The following is a 17,767-nucleotide window of genomic DNA, read 5'->3' as shown; positions in this document are numbered from 1 at the left end:
ACTCCTTGCCGCGGGTAGTCATTGGGCACTCATTGGGGACGTACTTAAATGAGTGGTAGTTGGAGACGCTCCTGGCCGAGCTAGAGATCGCGCGTGTCCCTTCTGGTCCATGCGGCTCAAAATCGCGGCGTGATGTGGACGGCTGGGGTCGAATTGGCAGCATTTCGAGCTCGGCTTCGATATTGAGACTGGTTCTTTATTAAAATAGATTTCCAGACAATTGAGCGAATGGGGGTTAACCATGAGGGACATGGGAGACACAACCGCATATCTGCGTCGGGGCATTCGGGAGATTATATGCCTGGCGCTGTTCTTCTTCACGTTTTTGGCGTGCGAGTATCTTTTTGATGCGCGCATGGCCGAGTTCGTGTCTCCGAACGAGGTCGTTATTTATGAGAGCCTTGTCATCGGCGCGAGCGTGATTGGCTTCTTTGTGCGTCCCATTCTGTACTATCGCCGTCCCCATGCTATCGACGCAACGAGTGACGTCACGGGCGTTTTGCTGGTGGCGGCATTGCTGCTGTTGATTATGGCGGTTCAGGTTGAGGTGGTAATTGCCGGCAGTTTGGTGGCGTGCTGCGCGTTGGGCTACTGCGGATCGACTGCCTACGCAAGCTTTGCACGGCGCTTTGCGCGGACGCCCTGCTTGGCGCGCGCCGCCGCACTTTCTTACGTCATGGGCGTGCTGGTGCAGGTCCTCAACCACATGGTGATGCCTGCCGGCATTCCTCAGCAGGCTGTTCTGGTTGTCTGTGCGATCGCGCAGGTGGCGTTGCTCCACGGTGCCCGACGCGCCAAGCTGCGCGACGAGTCCGATCCCAGCTTTGAACCCAGTGTTGCTGGGCTTTCGGTAGATGCTTTGGAATATGGCGCCAAGTGGCAAGACGATCCCAAGGCAAAGGCGGCATTCCGCCGCGCCGTGGTCCGCCTGACCGTGGCGACGGCGTATCTTTCCGGCATATTCGCCGCTCTCAACGCGGGTCTCACAACCTTGCATGCTACCGGAGCCGTTGATTTGGGTGACTGGCCGCGCCTGCTGCTTGTCGTGAGCTCGTTGGCTGCCGGCGTCCTATTTGACCTGCACGGCCGCTCGTATATGAATATCGGCATGACATGTGCCGCCATACTGTCCACGCTTTCGTTCTTTGTGCTCATCGTCGATGGCAATGGCGGCAACGAGCTTGCTGCCACAATCATCTTTTATCTGGGCTCGGGCTTCTTTGTGGTGTTCTTTACCACAAAATATGCCGCCGTCTCGCTCTATGCGCGCTGGTCATATTTTTGGCCGTGCATGGGTCGCGTCGTCAACAACATGTGCTCGATGCTCGTGACGGCGCCGGCGGTGGCGATCATCTCGAGTCAAAACGTGCTGGCTGCGATCGGTGCGGCACTCGTGATGTTTGTGGGCATTGCGATTACGCTGCTGGGGCAGTTGGGGCAACGAACCGATGATGCCGTGATGCAGGGTGGCCTGCCGCTTGCCACCGACGATCTTGGTGGGGATCTTGCGCCCACACGCTCCGACCCCGAGCCCGTGTGGGCAGCGGAGCTCACGTCCGATGAACGCCTCGATGCTTTCGTCGCCACCTTTGGGCTTACAGAGCGCGAGCACGATATTCTTGAGGTCTTGGTCGTTTCGGACCAGAGCGTTCAGGACATCGCCACAACGCTTTTCCTTTCGCGCTCCACGCTCTATCGTCACATTTCCTCGATCAACAAAAAGACCGGCCCCGCCTCGCGCATGGCCCTCATCAACTTCTTCTGGTCCTGGACACCCAAGGACTAGCTAATCTCCCAATAAGTCGCGGTGGAATAGTCCCTAAATTAAAGTCACGGGGCTTTAAACAGGAACTATTTCACCGCAACTGCTGGGGGGATAGACTGCGGCGGCGGCAGAGGCAACGGCAGCGGCGTTGGCAGCTGTGGTAGTGGCAACGGCAGCTGGCAGGGTGTTTTCCGTCTACTTGCTACAGCAGCTCGCCGTGGCGGGCAATGTAGCGGCGCTTCGCCAGCTGGGTGAGCGCGATATAGGCGGTAACGATGCCAATGAGCAGCCCAAAAAAGCTCGTGGGCAGCGGCATGAGGCCGAGCGCATCGGCGATGGGGCTTGCCGGCAGCCAGGTGACGAGCGCCAGGCCCAGCACGGTAAGAACGCACAATGCGGGCGCGGCGTGGTCGCGCGGGCTCGGCAGATGCGGGGAGCGCAACATGTGGACCACGAGTGTCTGCGACCACATGGACTCGACAAACCAGCCGCTCTGGAAGAGCGCAGCAAAGGTCGCCATACCCGCGACGTCGCCCGCGGCGGCAAGCTCGGACCAGCTTGCGTCCACGGCGGCGGGGCACACGACAAAGAAGAGCGCGGCGAAGGTCACGATGTCAAACAGCGAGCTCACGGGGCCCAGCTCGAGCATAAAGCCCTTGATGGACGCGGCGCCCCAGGCACGCGGGCGGGCAGTCCAGGCGTCATCGACGGTGTCCCACGGCAGTGCGATGCACACGATCTCGTAGACCAGCGATAGCAGTACCAGCTGCAGGGCGCTCATGGGCAAAAACGGCAAGAACAGGCTCGCGACGGTCACGGACAGCACATTGCCAAAGTTGGAGCTCACCGTGGTCTTGAGGTACTTGAGCAGGTTGCCGTAAGTGCGGCGGCCTTCGATGATGCCGCGCTCGAGCACGCCCAGGTCCTTCTGAAGCAAGATGATATCGGCGGATTCCTTGGCAATATCGACGGCCGAATCGACCGAGATGCCGCAATCGCTCGCACGCATGGCGGCGGCGTCGTTGATGCCGTCGCCCATAAAGCCCACGGTGTGGCCGAGCATCTCGCGCATGACACGTACCAGGCGCGCCTTCTGCAGCGGCGAGAGCTTGGCGAAGAGGTGGGTTTTCTCGGCGCGCTCGGCAAGTTCGGCGTCATCGAGCGCATCGATCTCGGAGCCGAGCAAGACGTTGCTCGCATCGATACCAATCTGCTCGCAGACGGTGGCGGCGACGCGGTCGTTGTCGCCGGTTAGGACCTTGACCGCCACGCCCTTGGCCTCGAGGGTGGCGACGGCGCCCGCGGCACTTGCTTTGGGCGGATCGAGGAAGGCCAAAAAGCCCATCAGCACCATGTCGCACTCGTCGGCGATGCCAAACTCGCCCACGCAGCGCGGATTGGTCTTCTGCGCCACGGCAATTACGCGTAGGCCCTCGGCGTTAAGTCCGGCGATCTGCTTGCGAATCTGGGCGAGCTTCTCGTCGGTGAGCGGCTGAGCGATGCCATCGATCTCGACAAAGGAGCAGATCTCGAGCATTTCCTCGGCGGCGCCCTTGGTAACCATCTGGGTTTTGCCTTGGGCGTCGGCGACAACTACGCTCAGGCGACGGCGCGAGAAATCGAAGGGAACCTCGTCGACCTTGGTGTAGCGGTCGCGCAGACTCTGGCCCAGCATAGAATCGGGCACGACGGTCGAGGGCGTCACATCGGCACGGTCGATTACGGCCAGGTCGATAAGATTTTTGAGGCCGGTCTGGAAGAAGCTGTTCAAAAACGCATGGCGCAGCACGCGCGCGTCCTCGTTGCCATCGGTGTTGAGGTAGCGCTCGAGCACGATGCGGTCTTCGGTGAGGGTGCCGGTCTTGTCGCAGCACAGGACGTCCATCGCTCCGAGGTTTTGAATCGCCGGCAGCTCCTTGACGATAACCTGGCGACGGGCGAGGTCCTTGGCGCCCTGCGACAGGCTCGTGGTCACGATGACGGGAAGCATCTGCGGCGTGATGCCCACGGCCACGCTTGTGGCGAACAGCAGCGCGTCGATGACGTTGCCCTTGGTGGCGGCGTTGATGGCAAAGACGGCCGGCGCCATAACGAGCATCAGGCGTACGAGCAACATGGAGACGCTCGAGACGCCGCGGTCAAACGCGCTCTTTTCGCCGCGCCCGTTGAGCATCTTGGCGATGCCGCCCAGGTAGGTGTCCGAGCCTGTGGCAACGACAAGCGCCATGGCGGCGCCGTTTTGCACGGAGGTGCCGGTAAAGACGATGTTCTTGCAGGCAGAGAGTGGTAGTGCGGAGCCGTCGGTGCCCTCGACGACGGTGGCGGCGGTGGTCTTCTCGACGGCCTCGCTCTCGCCGGTGAGTGCGGACTCGATCACAAACAGGTCGCGCGCGGTGATGATGCGGGCATCTGCCGGCACCATATCGCCGGCAGAGAGGCGGATTACATCGCCGGGGACGAGCTCGTCGAAGGGGATCTCGATGCGCCCGCCGTCGCGCAGGGCGGTGCAAGTGTTGGAGACCAGGTCCTTGAGGGCCTCTGCCGCATTGCCGCTGCGGGCTTCCTGGATAAACTTCATGCCGCCCGATACCAGCAGCATGGTGCCGATGACGATGACCGTGGAGGGGTCGCGCTGCGGTTCGGGCACGGCGAGCACGTCGATGTAGAGCGAGACCAGTGCGAGCGCGGCGAGGATGCCGGCGAAGGGATCGATGAACGCGTCAGCGATGCGGCGGGCGAGCGTTTTGGTCGTTGCCTCGATGGTGTTGGGGCCGACGGCGTTCAGGCGCTCAGTTGCCTGCTCGACGGTGAGGCCGTTTGCCGTGGCGTCAAGCAGTACGAGGGCGTCCTCGGCACTATGGGTGGCGGCGAATATGGTGTTCTTGGACAGACCGGTATGAGCGGCAGGGCGCGCCGTGCGGCGGCGCTTGGAGATGGCTTCGAGTACCGTGACGGTTTTGAGCATCAGCATAGGGTCCTCCTTGTTGAGGGGAGTTAGCGTACGTGTCGTATTTGCATCAAAAAACCTAGATGTCGCTCACGTCAAGCTCTTGAGCCCACAAAGGGTGCAGCGCGCCTTTGTGGTGGTTTTGGCGATCTGCCGGTGGCGTTTATGCGTGTGCGGAGTCCTCGCGGCGTGCCGAGGGCGACATGCAGGTTTTTCGACTAGGACTGCCTTCCATGGCACACCTCCTAAAGGCTGAGCGCAGCGCGCTTTGGGTATCTTGTACCCCTTTTTAATCCGCCCGTATTCTTGATGAGGGGGTTTGACATGTCAACCCCATTGTTCGGAAAACCATTCCCCCTGACAAAGCCTTTACAGAATGCCGTGGCCCCAAAGCGCGCCCGCATCTACGCTTCGCCTGCGCTAAACTGGAAGGCACGTACGCGATTACGAGAGGAGCCCGCATGGAGGCTTACAAGCAAGAGTTCATCAAGTTTATGGTCGAGTCCGACGTCCTTAAGTTCGGCAGCTTTACGCTCAAGAGCGGCCGTCAGTCCCCGTTCTTTATGAACGCCGGCGCTTACGTGACGGGCTATCAGCTCAAGAAGCTGGGCGAGTATTACGCCCAGGCCATCCACGATAACTTTGGCGACGACTTTGACGTGCTGTTTGGACCGGCCTACAAGGGTATTCCGCTGGCCGTCGTGACCGCCATTGCCTACCATGAGCTGTACGGCAAGGAGGTCAAGTACTGCTGCGACCGCAAGGAGGCCAAGGACCACGGCGCCGACAAGGGTAACCTGCTGGGCTATGAGCCCCAGGACGGCGACCGCGTGGTCATGGTCGAGGACGTTACCACCAGCGGCAAGTCCATCGACGAGACCTATCCCAAGGTCAAGGCTGCTGCCGATGTCGAGATTAAGGGCCTGATCGTGTCCCTCAACCGCATGGAGGTCGGCAAGGGTGGCGTGACCACCGCCCAGAAGGAGATCGAGGCCAAGTACGGTTTCCCCGTCGCGAGCATCGTCTCCATGGCCGAGGTCGTCGAGACCCTCTATAACCACGAGATCGACGGCAAGGTCGTCATCGATGACGAGCTCAAGACCGCCATCGACGCCTACTACGAGCAGTACGGAGCTCAGGAGTAGTTACGGCGTTTTACCAAACGCCGTAACTGCTCGACGCTGCGCGGGCCGCATTTGGACAATCTGACGTTCAACTTCAAGGGCGCGACCAGAAGGTCAGCGCCCTTTCGTTTCACGTCACCTTGTCTCAAATGCGACCCGCTCGCTGTCCGTTCTCTACCTGCGGCGTCGTCTTGCTCCGAATGCGGCCCGTTCGCTGTCGTTGCCGAAACATCGGCGATGCCGGAGTAGTCATTGGGGACGTTCTTAAATGACTAGTCAGAAATGAGCGTGGATAATCTCCCGGTTTTGGCCTGTGTGCGGGCTCAAAGTGGGAGATTATCCACGCTCGCTTTAATTTGCCTGGGCTGCGATGCCTATCTAATCGGCTCGGCGTCTTCCCTGAGAATCGAAAGATACTCTTCATACCCGTACTGCCGGTATCTCTGTCTTGACTCGTCGAGCGGACGGAGGATACCCAATTCTTCAAATGATTTGACAAGCGAGCTCGCGGTACTCCTGCCGATATCGAGTTGGGCAGCGATGAATGCGGTGTCGACGATGGGGTGCTCTTCAAGAATGCCCAACAGCCTTTGCCCGTTTGCAGCGGTCCTTCCGAGATTTTCGGTAATGGTTGCTGTGGAACGGTTATGGAGGTCAACAAGGTTTTTTAAAGACCCTACCGAGTCCTTCGCACTCTCGAGAAGACTGTTGCAGAAAAACTCTATCCATTCCTCGTAAGTGCCTCTCTCCCTTACGGATGTGAGTTGCCGGTAGTACTCGCTTCGATTTTTCTTGAACTGGAACGATGGATAGAACAAGCAAGAATGAAGAACGCCATCATTGATGAGCATAAGTGTAATGAGAAGCCTGCCCAGGCGACCGTTTCCGTCTAGGAATGGATGGGCAGTTTCAAATTGGTAATGGACGAGCGCCGCCCGCACAATCGGATCCATTTCGACTTGAGGCTCATTGATAAAGCGTTCGAGGTCCTGGAGCGTGTTACTCAAATCTTCAATGTTTGGAGGGACAAACGATGCGGTTGCAATGGTGCAGCCTGAGGGGCCAATCCAGTTTTGTGAGGAGCGCAGCTCGCCTGGATTCTTCTCCGTTCCGCGCACTCCGTCCAGCAGGACCGCATGAACTTGCCTAAGAAGTCTCGTGCACAAGGGCATCTTTTTGAGCAGTTCTACGCCGCGGTCGACAGCACGGACGTAATTCACGACGTCTGCGACATCTTTATGATGGAGTTGTGTTTGCGATGGACTAAGTAGGTCGTCAAACGTGCACTGGGTTCCTTCAATTTGCGAAGAAAGGAGTGCTTCTTTGCGCACGTACATTGTCAGATACATGTCGGCGTTGGGAACAAAGTAGAGCATGCCTTCAAGCTCTCCAAGCTTTCGTGAGCATGCGGAAAGCGTGCGATAGGTTTCCTCGGTGAGGTTTAGCTGCCTCAATGATTGCAAGGGCGTTGGAAAAAACGAATAGTAAGCCAATTTCCCCGATAGATTATTGCGGAGCGTTCCCTGGCCGTTCTCCTCGATTTGCATCGCGCCCTCCATATCTTTAGTGCCGGAAACTCGTTATTAGGCTAATCATATCAATTCTAATAACGAGTTTAATGATTAAATAGTTATTAGAATTGATGTAAACAATCTAATGATGAGAAGTCGTTATTACTTGACCATGGAGCTCGGCTTGGTACAGGGGGGGGTTGTCCAAAATGAGAGCGGATAATCTCCCGTTTTTGGCTCGGTGACGGCCTCAAAGTGGGAGATTATCCACGTTCGCTAGTTAAGCGTCCAAAAATCCACACTCGCCAAACCTGCCAAAAAGGACAGGTTTATTTTGGCACGTTTCGGTCGGTGTCAGGAAGTGTTAGGGACAAGGCGGCGACAGGACTCGAGAGCGAAAAGAAGTGCCGGGTTTGGCGCGCCCGCTTCTGCCCGTCCCGTGCGCGGGCGATACTCGGCTTATCGATCCGCGATGCAAAGGAGACGCTCATTCCACGAGCACTACCGGGAAGGGCTCGCGATTCGAGTCCCCACCTTAGCATTTGAACCATTTGGCACTATAATTACCGTAGGCATGCGCACAACGTTGCGCTTAATCAAGAGGAGAAAACGTATGGGTCTGTTTGACATGTTCAAGAAGAAGGCTGAGCCCGCGGCTGCCGCTGCTCCGGCCTCCATCTCTGCTTCTGCTGGCGCCGACGTGCTGTGCTCGCCCGTCAAGGGCAAGGTCATCAAGATGGCCGACGTGCCCGATCCCGTCTTTGGTGGCGAGGTTCTGGGCAAGGGCTGCGCTGTGTGGCCCGAGGACGACCTGGTCTACGCTCCCTGCGACGGCAAGGTGACCGTCACCATGGGTCACGCCGTGGGCCTGCAGTCCGATAGCGGCATCGAGGTTCTGGTGCACGTTGGCGTCGATACCGTCAACATGAACGGCGACGGCTTCGAGGGCTTCGTCAAGGCTGACGACATCGTGAAGGCCGGCCAGCCCATACTCAAGATCGACCGCGCCAAGATCGCTGCCGCCGGTTACAAGGACTGCGTCGTCGTGGCCGTGTCCAACACCGCCGAGTTTGCCGATGTCGAGCTCGCCGTCGAGGCCGAGTCTGCCGTCGCCGCCGGTGACGTCATCGTTAAGGTTGTCCGCAAGTAATCTGCGGCATCCAAAGGATGTGCAAGGGTGGTCGGGTTTTCCGGCCACTTTTTTTATTGCACCGCGGGAAAGCGTTTTATTGCACGTTGGGCGGGCTTGCAAACCGTTCGGACGCTAAAACGAACCGACCGCGCCTTCGCGTTGCCGAGGGTGTTCATAAGCGGATAGTATGGGCTTACTTATTACAACGTGCGCCGCGTCTGGGAAGCGCAGTGCCGCTCATTGGGAGGAACAACATGAAAAAGAAGCTGCTGCTTGCGCCCCTCATGGCCGTCTTGGTTGCATGTGTGGTCGTGCTTTCCGGCTGTGGAGGTCCTTCGGTTGAGGAGCTCATCACCGAGGATCTTACGACGCAGTTTGACGAGGTCAAGAACGGTGGCGACGACTTCCTCTCTGGTCTGGAGGAGGCTTCGGGCGACGAGTTCGAGCAGCTGGGTATCGATCCCAAGGAGTATGCCAAGACCTATCTCAAGGGCTTTGACTACAAGATCGGCGACGTGACGGTCGACGAGGACAAGGGCGTCGCGACCGCCGAGGTCTCTATCACCTGCAAGTCCATGAACAAGATCGTCGAGGACTTTTCCACCCAGTATCAGGAGAAGGTCGCTGCGCTTGACACGGTTCCTTCCGATGACGAGCTGTACAAGATGGCCGGTCAGGTTATGGTCGATGTGACCAAGGCCACCGAGCCCAGGAAGACCACGGTTATCTTCAAGTACACCTGCAACGACGACGGTGAGTGGTCTGCCGACGACTCCGTCAACTCCGAGATGATGGATGCAATGCTGAGCTAGTTCGTTGCGCGGTAGTTCGTTACGGCGTTTTACCAAACGCCGTAACTGCTCGACGCTGCAAACGCCCCTAAGCGGCAATCTGACGTTCAATTTCAAGGGCGCGACCAGAAGGTCAGTGCCCTTTCATTTCACGTCACCTTGCTCGCTTAGGGGCGTTTTCGCTGTCCGTTCTCTACCTGCGGCGTTGCCATGGTGGTCATTGGGAAGGCGGCAGCTGGGGACGTTCCTTTTCTGCCGGCAGTTGGGGACACTCCTTGTGCCAGCGTTGCATCGATTGCTTGGGAAACCGTGACCCGGTTTTTGGCCGAATAGTGGGTCGCATTTTCCGGATGGGGTGGGTTGCGGAAAGTGCGACCCGGAATATTGCTCTGAAACGGGATGCGGTTTCCCTGATGCGCCTCAAACGGAAAGCGCATCCCATTCCGGAGCTCCAAAACGGGATGCGCTTTCCGCGCGGAAGAATTGTCGCAGCTGCGTTAAGCAGTGTCGCTCGTTACTCGCCCAGGATCAGCGCTGCGAGCTCGCCCTGGGTGTCCACCACGTAGTCGGCGCCGGCGGCTTCCAGCTCTGCGCGGCCGCGGAAGCCCCAGCTGACGCCTGCGCTCTTAAGGCCGGCGTTGTGGCCGGTCAGGATATCGACATTGGAATCGCCCACATAGAGCGTGGTTGCCGGATTGGCGCCCAGCTCCTCCATCACATGTAGCGTAACAGGCGCCTCGGGCTTGGGGGGAAACGCATCGACGCGGCCCTGCACCAGCGCAAAGCGTTCGGAACCAAAATACTTCTCGATAAGCGGAGCCGCCGAGACGTGGTCCTTGTTGGTGAGCACGGCAAGCTGCACACCCGCGGCGCGCAGGCGGTCGAGCATCTCAATCGTGCCGGCATAGGGGGCGGTGTGGTCCTCCTTGTGCTCGCCGTAGTAAGCCCTAAACTCGGCAAGCGTCTGCTCAAACATGCGGCCGTCGCCTGCGTACTCGGCGGGCATAAAGCGCTCAACCAGCTTGAGCATGCCGTTTCCCACCTTGTAGCGGTACTCGTCAACGGCAAACGTGGGCCAGCCGTGCGCCTCACAGGTATGGTTGCCGGCGGCCGCCAGGTCCTCGAGCGTGTTGAGAATGGTGCCGTCCAGGTCAAAGATCACATGGGAAAAAGCTGCTGCCATGGGTGCTCCTGCCGCTTGAGTTGTAAAACGCACCCCATGATACTGGGCATGCGTGCCGGGCATGTTTGGAATCTGAATATCTTTAATAGCCCTGAGCCTTTGTCGTTAGCAAATTCTTGGCAGCTGCTCTCCTACGAGCATGTCGAGGATGCGGGTCGAACCCCAGCCGGTGCGCACGCGCACGGCGGGACGGGCGCCCTCGGCAAGCGGCAGCACGCGACCGATGACGGCGGCATTCTCGCCGTAGCGGGCGGCGCGCATGGCGCTCAGCGCGGCATCGGCTTGCTCGGCCGGCACGACGGCAACCATCTTGCCCTCGTTTGCCACCTGCAGCACATCGTAGCCGAGCATCTCGCAGGCGGCCTGCACGTCGGGACGCACAGGCACGGCATCCTCGTCGACCTCCATGGCAATATTGCTGGCCTGGGCAAACTCGTTGAGTGTGGACGCCAAGCCACCGCGCGTGGGGTCGCGAAAGCAGCGTGTGTCGGGTGCTGCGGCAAGCACATCGGCAATCAGGTGGTTGAGCGGTGCGGCGTCGCTTTCGATCGTGCTCGAAAACGCTAGGCCCTCGCGTTGGCTCATGATAGCGATGCCGTGGTCGCCCAGTGTACCCGAGACCAGGATGACATCGCCGGGCTGACAGTTTGCGCCGCTGAGCGCCACGCCCGCAGGCACCTCGCCCACGCCGGCGGTATTGATATAGACGCCGTCGGCCCCGCCGCGCTCGACCACCTTGGTGTCGCCCGTGATTATGGACACGCCCGCCTCGTGCGCCGTCTCGGCCATCGTCTGCACAATCTGGCGGAGCCTATCCATGGGATAGCCCTCTTCGAGGATAAAGCCGCACGACAGGTAGCGCACGTTGGCGCCCGAGGTCGCGACGTCGTTGACGGTTCCGCACACGGCGAGGCGGCCGATGTTGCCACCGGGGAAGAACTGCGGCGAGACTACAAAGCTGTCGGTCGACATGGCGATGCGCCCGCTCGCGGGCAGCGCGGCGATGCCGGCATCGTTGCCTTCGAGCAGCTCGGGCGACCCAAAGGCATCCAAAAAGACCTCATCGATGATGCGTTTCATCATCTGGCCGCCGGAGCCGTGGCCCAGCAGGACGGTGCTATCGGTAACGCTATGGGACATATCGAAAACTCCAATCGTGGGTGGTGCCGGTGTGCGGGTGTGCCCGGGCTAGTCGCGGTAGCGGTAGTACGCCGCGCAGCTGCCTTCGGAACTCACCATGCACGGGCCGACGGGGTACTCGGGCGTGCAGGTGCGGCCAAAGAGCGGGCAGCTGCTCGGCGTAATGGCTCCGCGCAGCACGTCGCCGCAGCGGCATCCGCGCGGCTCAACCGTCGGCTCAACGGGCACGTCAAAGCGAACGCGGGCATCAAAGCGCGAGAACTCGGGGTGGATGGAAAGGCCCGAGTTGGCAATCGGCCCCAGCCCGCGCCACGTGGTGTCGCATGGCTCAAACACCTGCTCGACCAGCTGGCGCGCCACGGGGTTGCCGTCTGCGTTGACGCCACGGCGGTAGGCGTTGTCAATCGCCGGCCTGTCCTCGACAACCATCTGGACCAGCATGCAGATGCCCTGCAGGATATCGACCGGTTCAAATCCCGTGACCACGCCCGGGGTATTGAATTCATCGACCAAAAAGCTAAAGGGCGCCAAGCCCGTGATGGTGGCGACGTGTCCCGGCAGGATAAAGCCGTCGATGGCGGTCTCGGGATCGTTGGCGATGGCGCGCAACGCCGGCGGCGTGGTCTTGTGGGCGCAATAGACCGAGAAGTTCAAAAGCCCGCGCGCTTCGGCCTCCAAGATGGCGGCGGCGATGGTGGGCGTTGTGGTCTCAAAGCCCACGCCCATAAAAATAACCGGGCGATCGGGGTTTTGCTCGGCAATGTCGAGTGCATCGAGCGGGGAGTACACAATGCGAATGTCACGCCCTGCCGCCTTTTGTGCAGCGAGCGAGGTGGACGATCCGGGCACGCGCATCATGTCGCCAAAGGTGGTGATGATGGCGCCGTCTATGTTGGCGAGCGCGATTGCGTGGTCGATGTCGCGGTTGGCGGTGACGCAGACGGGGCAGCCCGGGCCGCTCAGCAGCTTGAGCCCGGCCGGCATAATGGAGCGAAAGCCATAGCGCCCGATGCTCACGGTATGCGTGCCGCAGACTTCCATAAGGTTGATGGCGCGGTCGCCGGCAAGCTCATGAATGCGCTCGATGAGCTCGCGAGCCAGCTTGGGATCGCGGAATGCCGAGAAATCGATACCGGAGCGCGCCGGCTGCTCGGGCGCCACTAGTAAGCCTCCGCCGGGTTGGTGGTCAGCTGGTCTTCTTCGACCAGCTCGGACATGGCATTAACAAGCTCGAGCGTTTCCTGTGCCTCCTGCTCGTCGACAATCTGGATGCCAAAGCCGGCGTGTACGAGAATATAGTCGCCAACCTGCGCCGTCGGCACGAGTCGCAGCGACACGGGGCGCTCGATGCCCATCATGTCGACGGTGGCCTTGAGGTCGTCGTCGCGTTTGACTACTTTACCGGGAACGGCAAGGCACATATTGTTCCCCTTTTATACGCTTTGCGCTGGACGGGCGCTTGATAATCCATCAGTTGATGGTAGCGCTCACGGGGTTTGCGGGCAAACGCGTTACGCCTGTGAGACGGCTGGGCACAGCGGCGTGCGAGGGTGAGCTACTGCGATGCAATCTGCGCAAGACGAGCGCTTGCGACTGCCGCCTGACCGTAGGCGATGCAGCCGTCGTTAACGGGCACGGTTTGGGGAATCAAGACAGTGAGACCCATGCTTTTGAGCTCGCGGGTGAGGAGCTGGAGCAAAAGTCGGTTCATGAACACGCCGCCCGAGAGCGCGACGGTATCGATGCCTTCGCGCGCGCAGATTTCGCGTGCGATTCGTGCCGAAGAGCGCGCGATGGCGATATGGAAGTCGAGCGCGAGCCTGTAGGCGGGCGTTCCGGCTTCAATTCCTCCCAAAAGTGCCTCAAAGAGTGCTTTCTGGTCCAGAACATAGGGGCCGTCCAGCCACGATGGGCTAGATGCGAAATAGCCGGCGTTGTCGTCGGGAAAATGGGCGATTTCGTTGTCGAGCGCGCGCCAGGCGGCGGCTTCGAGTTCTATGGCGGGTTCGCCCTCGTAGGTCGCCTTGTCGCAGATGCCCAGAATCGCCGCCGCGGCATCAAAGAGACGCCCCATGCTGCTGGTACGCGGGCTGTTGATGCCGCGCTCGATCATGGTAGCTGTCACGCTGCGCGTTTGCTCGTCGAGGCTGTCCAAAAGCCGAGCGGCACCTGGGTGCTCGAGCAGGCCGAGCTCACTGAGCAGGGCAAAGGCGTTGCGGCGGGCGTCGCGCACGGAGGCCGCCCCACCGGGGAGCGCCCAAGTGCGCAAATGCGCGGCGTGCTCAAAGCTGCCAAGGCTGGCAACAAGAAACTCGCCGCCCCAAATGGTCCCATCGGTGCCGGCGCCGGTGCCGTCAAAGGCGATGCCAAGGACACGCGCGTCGGTTGTAAGCTGGCCCGCGGCGATGGCCTCGGCCATTACGCTCGCGATATGCGCATGATGGTGCTGCACCTCGACGAGCGGCAGATTGCATTTTCGCGCCTGCTCGCGCGCCCACTGGCCCGATAGATAGCTGGGGTGTAAATCGCAGGCCAAGGCGGCGGGCGCCAAGTCAAAGAGATCTTCCAAGCGCGTGCGCGCGGCGTTCCAGGCATCGAAGGTCCCGCCGTTTTCAACATCGCCGATATGCTGCGACACAAAACAGGTCGTCTCGCCGTTCGTCCCTTCACGCGTGAGCGCAATCGTGGCCTTTTGTTGTGGCCCGCAGGCGAGCACGCAGGACGGAGCGCCGTCGAGCGCCGGCAACGGCAGCGGCTGGGGTGCATATCCGCGAGCGCGGCGAACGGGCATAATGGCGCCGTCGACCACGCGCACTACAGAGTCGTCGTAGCGCGAGAGGATCGCGCGGTCGTTACCGAGCAGCGCGTCGGCGATGCCGGCGGCAACGAGGTGTTCCCAGGCAAGGTCGTCGTCGGTCTCGATGGGTTCTTCGCTCAGGTTTCCGCTGGTCATGACGAGCGCGTGCATACCGCAGGCTTCTGCCGCGGCAAGCAACAGATGTTGAAGCGGCGTATAGGGGAGCATGACGCCGAGCTCAGGAAGGTCGTGCGCGACAGATGGCGCGAGAGCGAGGATGTCGGGGGAACCGCCGTTGCCCTCGCCAACAGTGCGCCGGCGCAGCAGCACAATGGGGCGGATACTGCCAGCGAGCAGATCGCGTTCAGCATCGTCGATATGACACAGGCGCCCGGCATCGGCAAGACTGCGAACCATGACGGCAAGTGGCTTGTTGCTGCGACGCTTGCGACGGCGCAGCTCGCGCACCGCTTGTTCGTTGGCAGCATCGCAGGCCAGGTGGAATCCGCCCAGGCCCTTGATGGCGACGATGCCACCGCTGGCCAGCAGCTCAACGCAGCGCTCGATGATAGCGTCGCTGGCCTCGCGTGTGGTGCCGACGGTCGGTGTCGCGGACGAATTCCCGCACGCATTGCCGTTTACAGCCTCGCGCCACGTAATATGCGGCCCGCAATCAAAGCAGGCATCGGGTTGCGCGTGAAAACGCCGGTCGAGTGGGTCGGCATACTCCGCGGCGCACTTGGGACACATGGGAAAACAATCCATCGAGGTGGCCGCTCGGTCATAAGGCAACGATCGGATGATGGTAAAGCGTGGCCCGCAGTTAGTGCAGTTGATAAAGGGGTAGTGATAGCGTCGGTCGGCGGGATCGAACAATTCGCGCAAGCAATCGTTGCAGGTGGCAATATCGGGCGAGACGAGCGTCGTGTGCGCGGTCTGGTCCTGCGATGCTACGATGCGAAAGCCCTGTTCGTTGGCGGCATCCCAACCGTTGGCTGCCAAGTCCACAACCTCGACATGCTCTACGCGGGCTGCCGCAGGCGCATGCTCAGAAAGCGCGGCAACAAAAGCATCGAGCGCATCGGCCGGAGCGTGCGCCTCGATATGCACGCCGTCGCCCGCATTGAGCACCCATCCACAAATGCCATGTGCCATGGCCTCGCGATACACAAACGGTCGCATGCCAACGCCCTGCACAATGCCCGTCACATGAATATGCGCATGCCGCATGCGACACCCCTCATCAAAACCGACCAAAAAGGGACAGGTTTATTTTGGTAGGTAAAACTTCTAAACCTGCCAAAACAAACCTGTCCCTTTTTGGCAGGTGCGCTGCGGGAAATCCCGCTATAGCCCCAGGCTCTGCTTGGTGGCGGCGCAGGTGAGCTCGCCGTGCTTAACGCCGCGCAGGCCCAGCAGGCGGTCGGCTAGTTCGTAGACGCGCTCGCCACGACCCTTGAGCGCCAGAATCTCCAAACAGTTGTGGTGATCCAGATGCACGTGCATGGTCGATACGATCTCGTCGGTGTAGTCGTGCTGCACTTCGTCCAGGCGGCGCGTCAGATCGCCGGTGTGATGGTCGTAGATCATGGTGAGCGACCCGATAACGTGCTCATCGGGCGTGCGCATCTGCTCTTTGGCGATCGAGGCGCGAATCAAATCGCGTACGGCCTCGGAGCGGTTGGCCACGTCGCCGCGGCGCGCGATCTGCTCGTCAAAACGGCGCAGCAGGTCGTCGGGTGCGGTAACCGAAAAACGGACCAGCTCGGAGCCGGAGCCACTACAGTGGCAGCCCGCGTCACCGTCCGCCCCGTGCGGATGCTCGTGCTCGTACCCGCAGCAGTGCTCGTGTTCGGCCACCTTACACCAGCTTCACGGAGCCGACGGAGTTGTGGTCGGCCTCGATGGCTTCCTCGTAGCCCTCGAGTGCGTCGTGGGCCTCGTGGAGCGCGGCCATGGCGGCCTCGAGCTTGGCGCCGATGCGCTCCATGTCAAAATTCTCGGTCGCATGCAGCAGCTGATGGCTCCACTCGTGAGCGAGCTCGATGGTGTCGTCGACCTGCTTGACGCTCATGGCAAGCTGGCTCATGTTCATTCCGACGTCATGCATGGAAAATCTCCTTTTGTATGGGGCAGTTCAGTGGTTCAGATTTTACTACGCCCGCTCTGTGCGCAGCTGCATAAGAAAACGGGTGCGAGTCTGTGCGACCCGCACCCGTTCACTGGGGCTGTTTGTGACTACCATACTATCCGTGGTTGCACTCGGTGCATCCAGAAGTCCGGCGAGCGGTGCAAAAGCGCTCATGGACGGCAGGCAGACGGCAACATGTAACAAGCGTATTACAGATGCTTCTCCAGCAGCGCCTGCAGCCTCGCCTTGGGCAGAGCGCCAACCGATCGGTCAATCTCCTCGCCGTTCTTAAACACAACCAGCGTGGGGATGCTCATGACGCCATACTTCATGGCCAGGTCCTGGTTGTCGTCGACGTTGCATTTGGCAACGGCAAGCTTGCCCGCCAGCTCATCGGCAACCTCGTCAACGATGGGCGAGAGGGATCGACAGGGCCCGCACCACGGTGCCCAAAAATCGACCAGCACGGGCAGACTGTCGTTAACGATGGAATCGAAGTTCTCGGGGGTAATCTGATTAATGTCAGCCATGGTGACCTCCATAATGCGACGCGGCTCGGCCGCGTAAAACTCAGTACGACCGTGCTTATACCCAGCCGCCCGCAAAGCAACCACTCGCGGGCAGCTCTTTTATATAATGGTGGGCACGCAAACGATTGGAGAGCGCATGTCCACGTCACAAAGCCAGAAAAAAGAAGCCATCGCCCAGGCGGCCGAGCAGGAGCTCGCATCGCTCGCGGGTCGCGGCGTGCGTATCGCGGGCAACGCGTGCTCGCCGATCGTGCTGGTCAAAGGCGATTTGGACGAGGCCGAGCGTTCGGGTGGCGAGCTTGCCGCCGGCCCGGATGGCGCGGCGTTGCGCAAGGCGCTTGGGGCCATCGGCTACGCGCCCGAGGATTTTTGCGTGCTGTCAAGCGTCGCCGGCGTGGGTGACGGGGCGGTCGCGACAGGCGAGGGCCTACCGTGCGAGCTGTTCCGCGAGGCGCTCGAGGCCTTGGACCCCGAGGCGGTCTTGCTGCTGGACGATCGCGCGGCCGATACCATGCGCGAGACCTATGCCGACATGCTTGTGGCAATCGACGACTTCGATACCGCTATGCTCAAGCCCGGCTTGGTCGCCCATGTGCAGGGCCGCCGCGTGCTCGCGCTCGACGGCTTTGAGGCGGCACTCACTGACAAAGCCGCCAAGCAGCGCATGTGGGCATACATCAAGCAGCTGACCCCGGCAGCCGCTCCGCTGTAGCGAG

15 protein-coding genes are annotated in these 17,767 nt (G+C 60.6%); 5 read left to right on the top strand and 10 right to left on the bottom strand.

Translation table 11 applies throughout. The annotated features are described in order from the left end of the window. Nucleotides 1-241: 241 nt before the first annotated feature. Nucleotides 242-1,786: a helix-turn-helix domain-containing protein gene (locus AAAX35_RS00950; protein WP_349116435.1), complete on the top strand. Its 1,545-nt coding sequence runs from the start codon at nt 242-244 to the stop codon at nt 1,784-1,786. 181 nt (nt 1,787-1,967) lie between these two features. Here AAAX35_RS00950 and mgtA read toward each other — a convergent pair whose 3' ends face one another. Beyond that, the gene (mgtA, locus tag AAAX35_RS00945; RefSeq protein WP_349116434.1) at nt 1,968-4,736 is read right to left on the bottom strand and encodes a magnesium-translocating P-type ATPase; all 2,769 of its coding nucleotides are present in this window, start codon (nt 4,734-4,736) and stop codon (nt 1,968-1,970) included. 437 nt (nt 4,737-5,173) lie between these two features. On the opposite strand from mgtA, the gene pyrE reads away from it, so the two are divergent. Beyond that, nucleotides 5,174-5,857, top strand: coding sequence for an orotate phosphoribosyltransferase (gene pyrE / locus AAAX35_RS00940; protein ID WP_154518188.1), 684 nt, complete (start codon nt 5,174-5,176; stop codon nt 5,855-5,857). Between the two features lie 353 nt (nt 5,858-6,210). Here pyrE and AAAX35_RS00935 read toward each other — a convergent pair whose 3' ends face one another. Beyond that, a complete protein-coding gene (locus AAAX35_RS00935) occupies nt 6,211-7,383 on the bottom strand; it encodes a Fic family protein (protein WP_035136612.1) in 1,173 nt (390 codons plus the stop codon). Between the two features lie 577 nt (nt 7,384-7,960). Between AAAX35_RS00935 and AAAX35_RS00930 the strand changes: the two genes are divergently transcribed. Both AAAX35_RS00930 and AAAX35_RS00925 read left to right on the top strand, forming a co-directional pair. After that, a complete protein-coding gene (locus tag AAAX35_RS00930) occupies nt 7,961-8,497 on the top strand; it encodes a PTS glucose transporter subunit IIA (protein WP_349116433.1) in 537 nt (178 codons plus the stop codon). Nucleotides 8,498-8,733: 236 nt separating this feature from the next. Next, entirely contained in the window at nt 8,734-9,291 is a 558-nt protein-coding gene (locus AAAX35_RS00925; RefSeq protein WP_349116432.1) for a hypothetical protein, read from the top strand. 493 nt (nt 9,292-9,784) lie between these two features. Here AAAX35_RS00925 and AAAX35_RS00920 read toward each other — a convergent pair whose 3' ends face one another. From AAAX35_RS00920 to trxA, 8 genes are all read right to left on the bottom strand, one after another. Then, nucleotides 9,785-10,453 (bottom strand): HAD family hydrolase, encoded by a 669-nt coding sequence (locus AAAX35_RS00920; RefSeq protein ID WP_349116431.1) that lies wholly within the window; start codon nt 10,451-10,453, stop codon nt 9,785-9,787. Between the two features lie 105 nt (nt 10,454-10,558). After that, nucleotides 10,559-11,593, bottom strand: coding sequence for a hydrogenase expression/formation protein HypE (gene hypE / locus AAAX35_RS00915; protein WP_349116430.1), 1,035 nt, complete (start codon nt 11,591-11,593; stop codon nt 10,559-10,561). Between the two features lie 48 nt (nt 11,594-11,641). Next, nucleotides 11,642-12,754 carry a hydrogenase formation protein HypD gene (hypD, locus tag AAAX35_RS00910; RefSeq protein ID WP_349116429.1) on the bottom strand — a complete coding sequence of 371 codons (1,113 nt, stop codon included), beginning with the start codon at nt 12,752-12,754 and terminating at the stop codon, nt 11,642-11,644. Next, on the bottom strand, nt 12,754-13,014 hold the full coding sequence (locus AAAX35_RS00905; protein ID WP_055310039.1) for a HypC/HybG/HupF family hydrogenase formation chaperone: 261 nt from the start codon (nt 13,012-13,014) through the stop codon (nt 12,754-12,756). The genes hypD and AAAX35_RS00905 overlap by 1 nt, the downstream gene beginning before the upstream one ends. Before the next feature lie 134 nt (nt 13,015-13,148). Continuing rightward, on the bottom strand, nt 13,149-15,620 hold the full coding sequence (gene hypF / locus AAAX35_RS00900) for a carbamoyltransferase HypF (protein WP_349116428.1): 2,472 nt from the start codon (nt 15,618-15,620) through the stop codon (nt 13,149-13,151). Between the two features lie 117 nt (nt 15,621-15,737). Continuing rightward, nucleotides 15,738-16,250 carry a nickel-responsive transcriptional regulator NikR gene (gene nikR / locus AAAX35_RS00895; RefSeq protein ID WP_198019884.1) on the bottom strand — a complete coding sequence of 171 codons (513 nt, stop codon included), beginning with the start codon at nt 16,248-16,250 and terminating at the stop codon, nt 15,738-15,740. A gap of 1 nt (nt 16,251) precedes the next feature. Then, nucleotides 16,252-16,500, bottom strand: coding sequence for a hypothetical protein (locus AAAX35_RS00890; RefSeq protein WP_006235225.1), 249 nt, complete (start codon nt 16,498-16,500; stop codon nt 16,252-16,254). Between the two features lie 230 nt (nt 16,501-16,730). Then, nucleotides 16,731-17,051: a thioredoxin gene (gene trxA, locus AAAX35_RS00885; protein ID WP_035137123.1), complete on the bottom strand. Its 321-nt coding sequence runs from the start codon at nt 17,049-17,051 to the stop codon at nt 16,731-16,733. A gap of 136 nt (nt 17,052-17,187) precedes the next feature. On the opposite strand from trxA, the gene AAAX35_RS00880 reads away from it, so the two are divergent. Continuing rightward, nucleotides 17,188-17,763 carry a hypothetical protein gene (locus AAAX35_RS00880; RefSeq protein ID WP_035137124.1) on the top strand — a complete coding sequence of 192 codons (576 nt, stop codon included), beginning with the start codon at nt 17,188-17,190 and terminating at the stop codon, nt 17,761-17,763. The last annotated feature ends 4 nt before the right edge of the window (nt 17,764-17,767 follow it).

The organism is Collinsella sp. CLA-ER-H11 (assembly GCF_040092445.1).
In the GTDB taxonomy this organism is placed as follows: Bacteria; Actinomycetota; Coriobacteriia; order Coriobacteriales; family Coriobacteriaceae; genus Collinsella.
The sequence above is the reverse complement of the archived record's forward strand: the minus strand, read 5'-3'. Positions and strand labels throughout refer to the sequence as shown.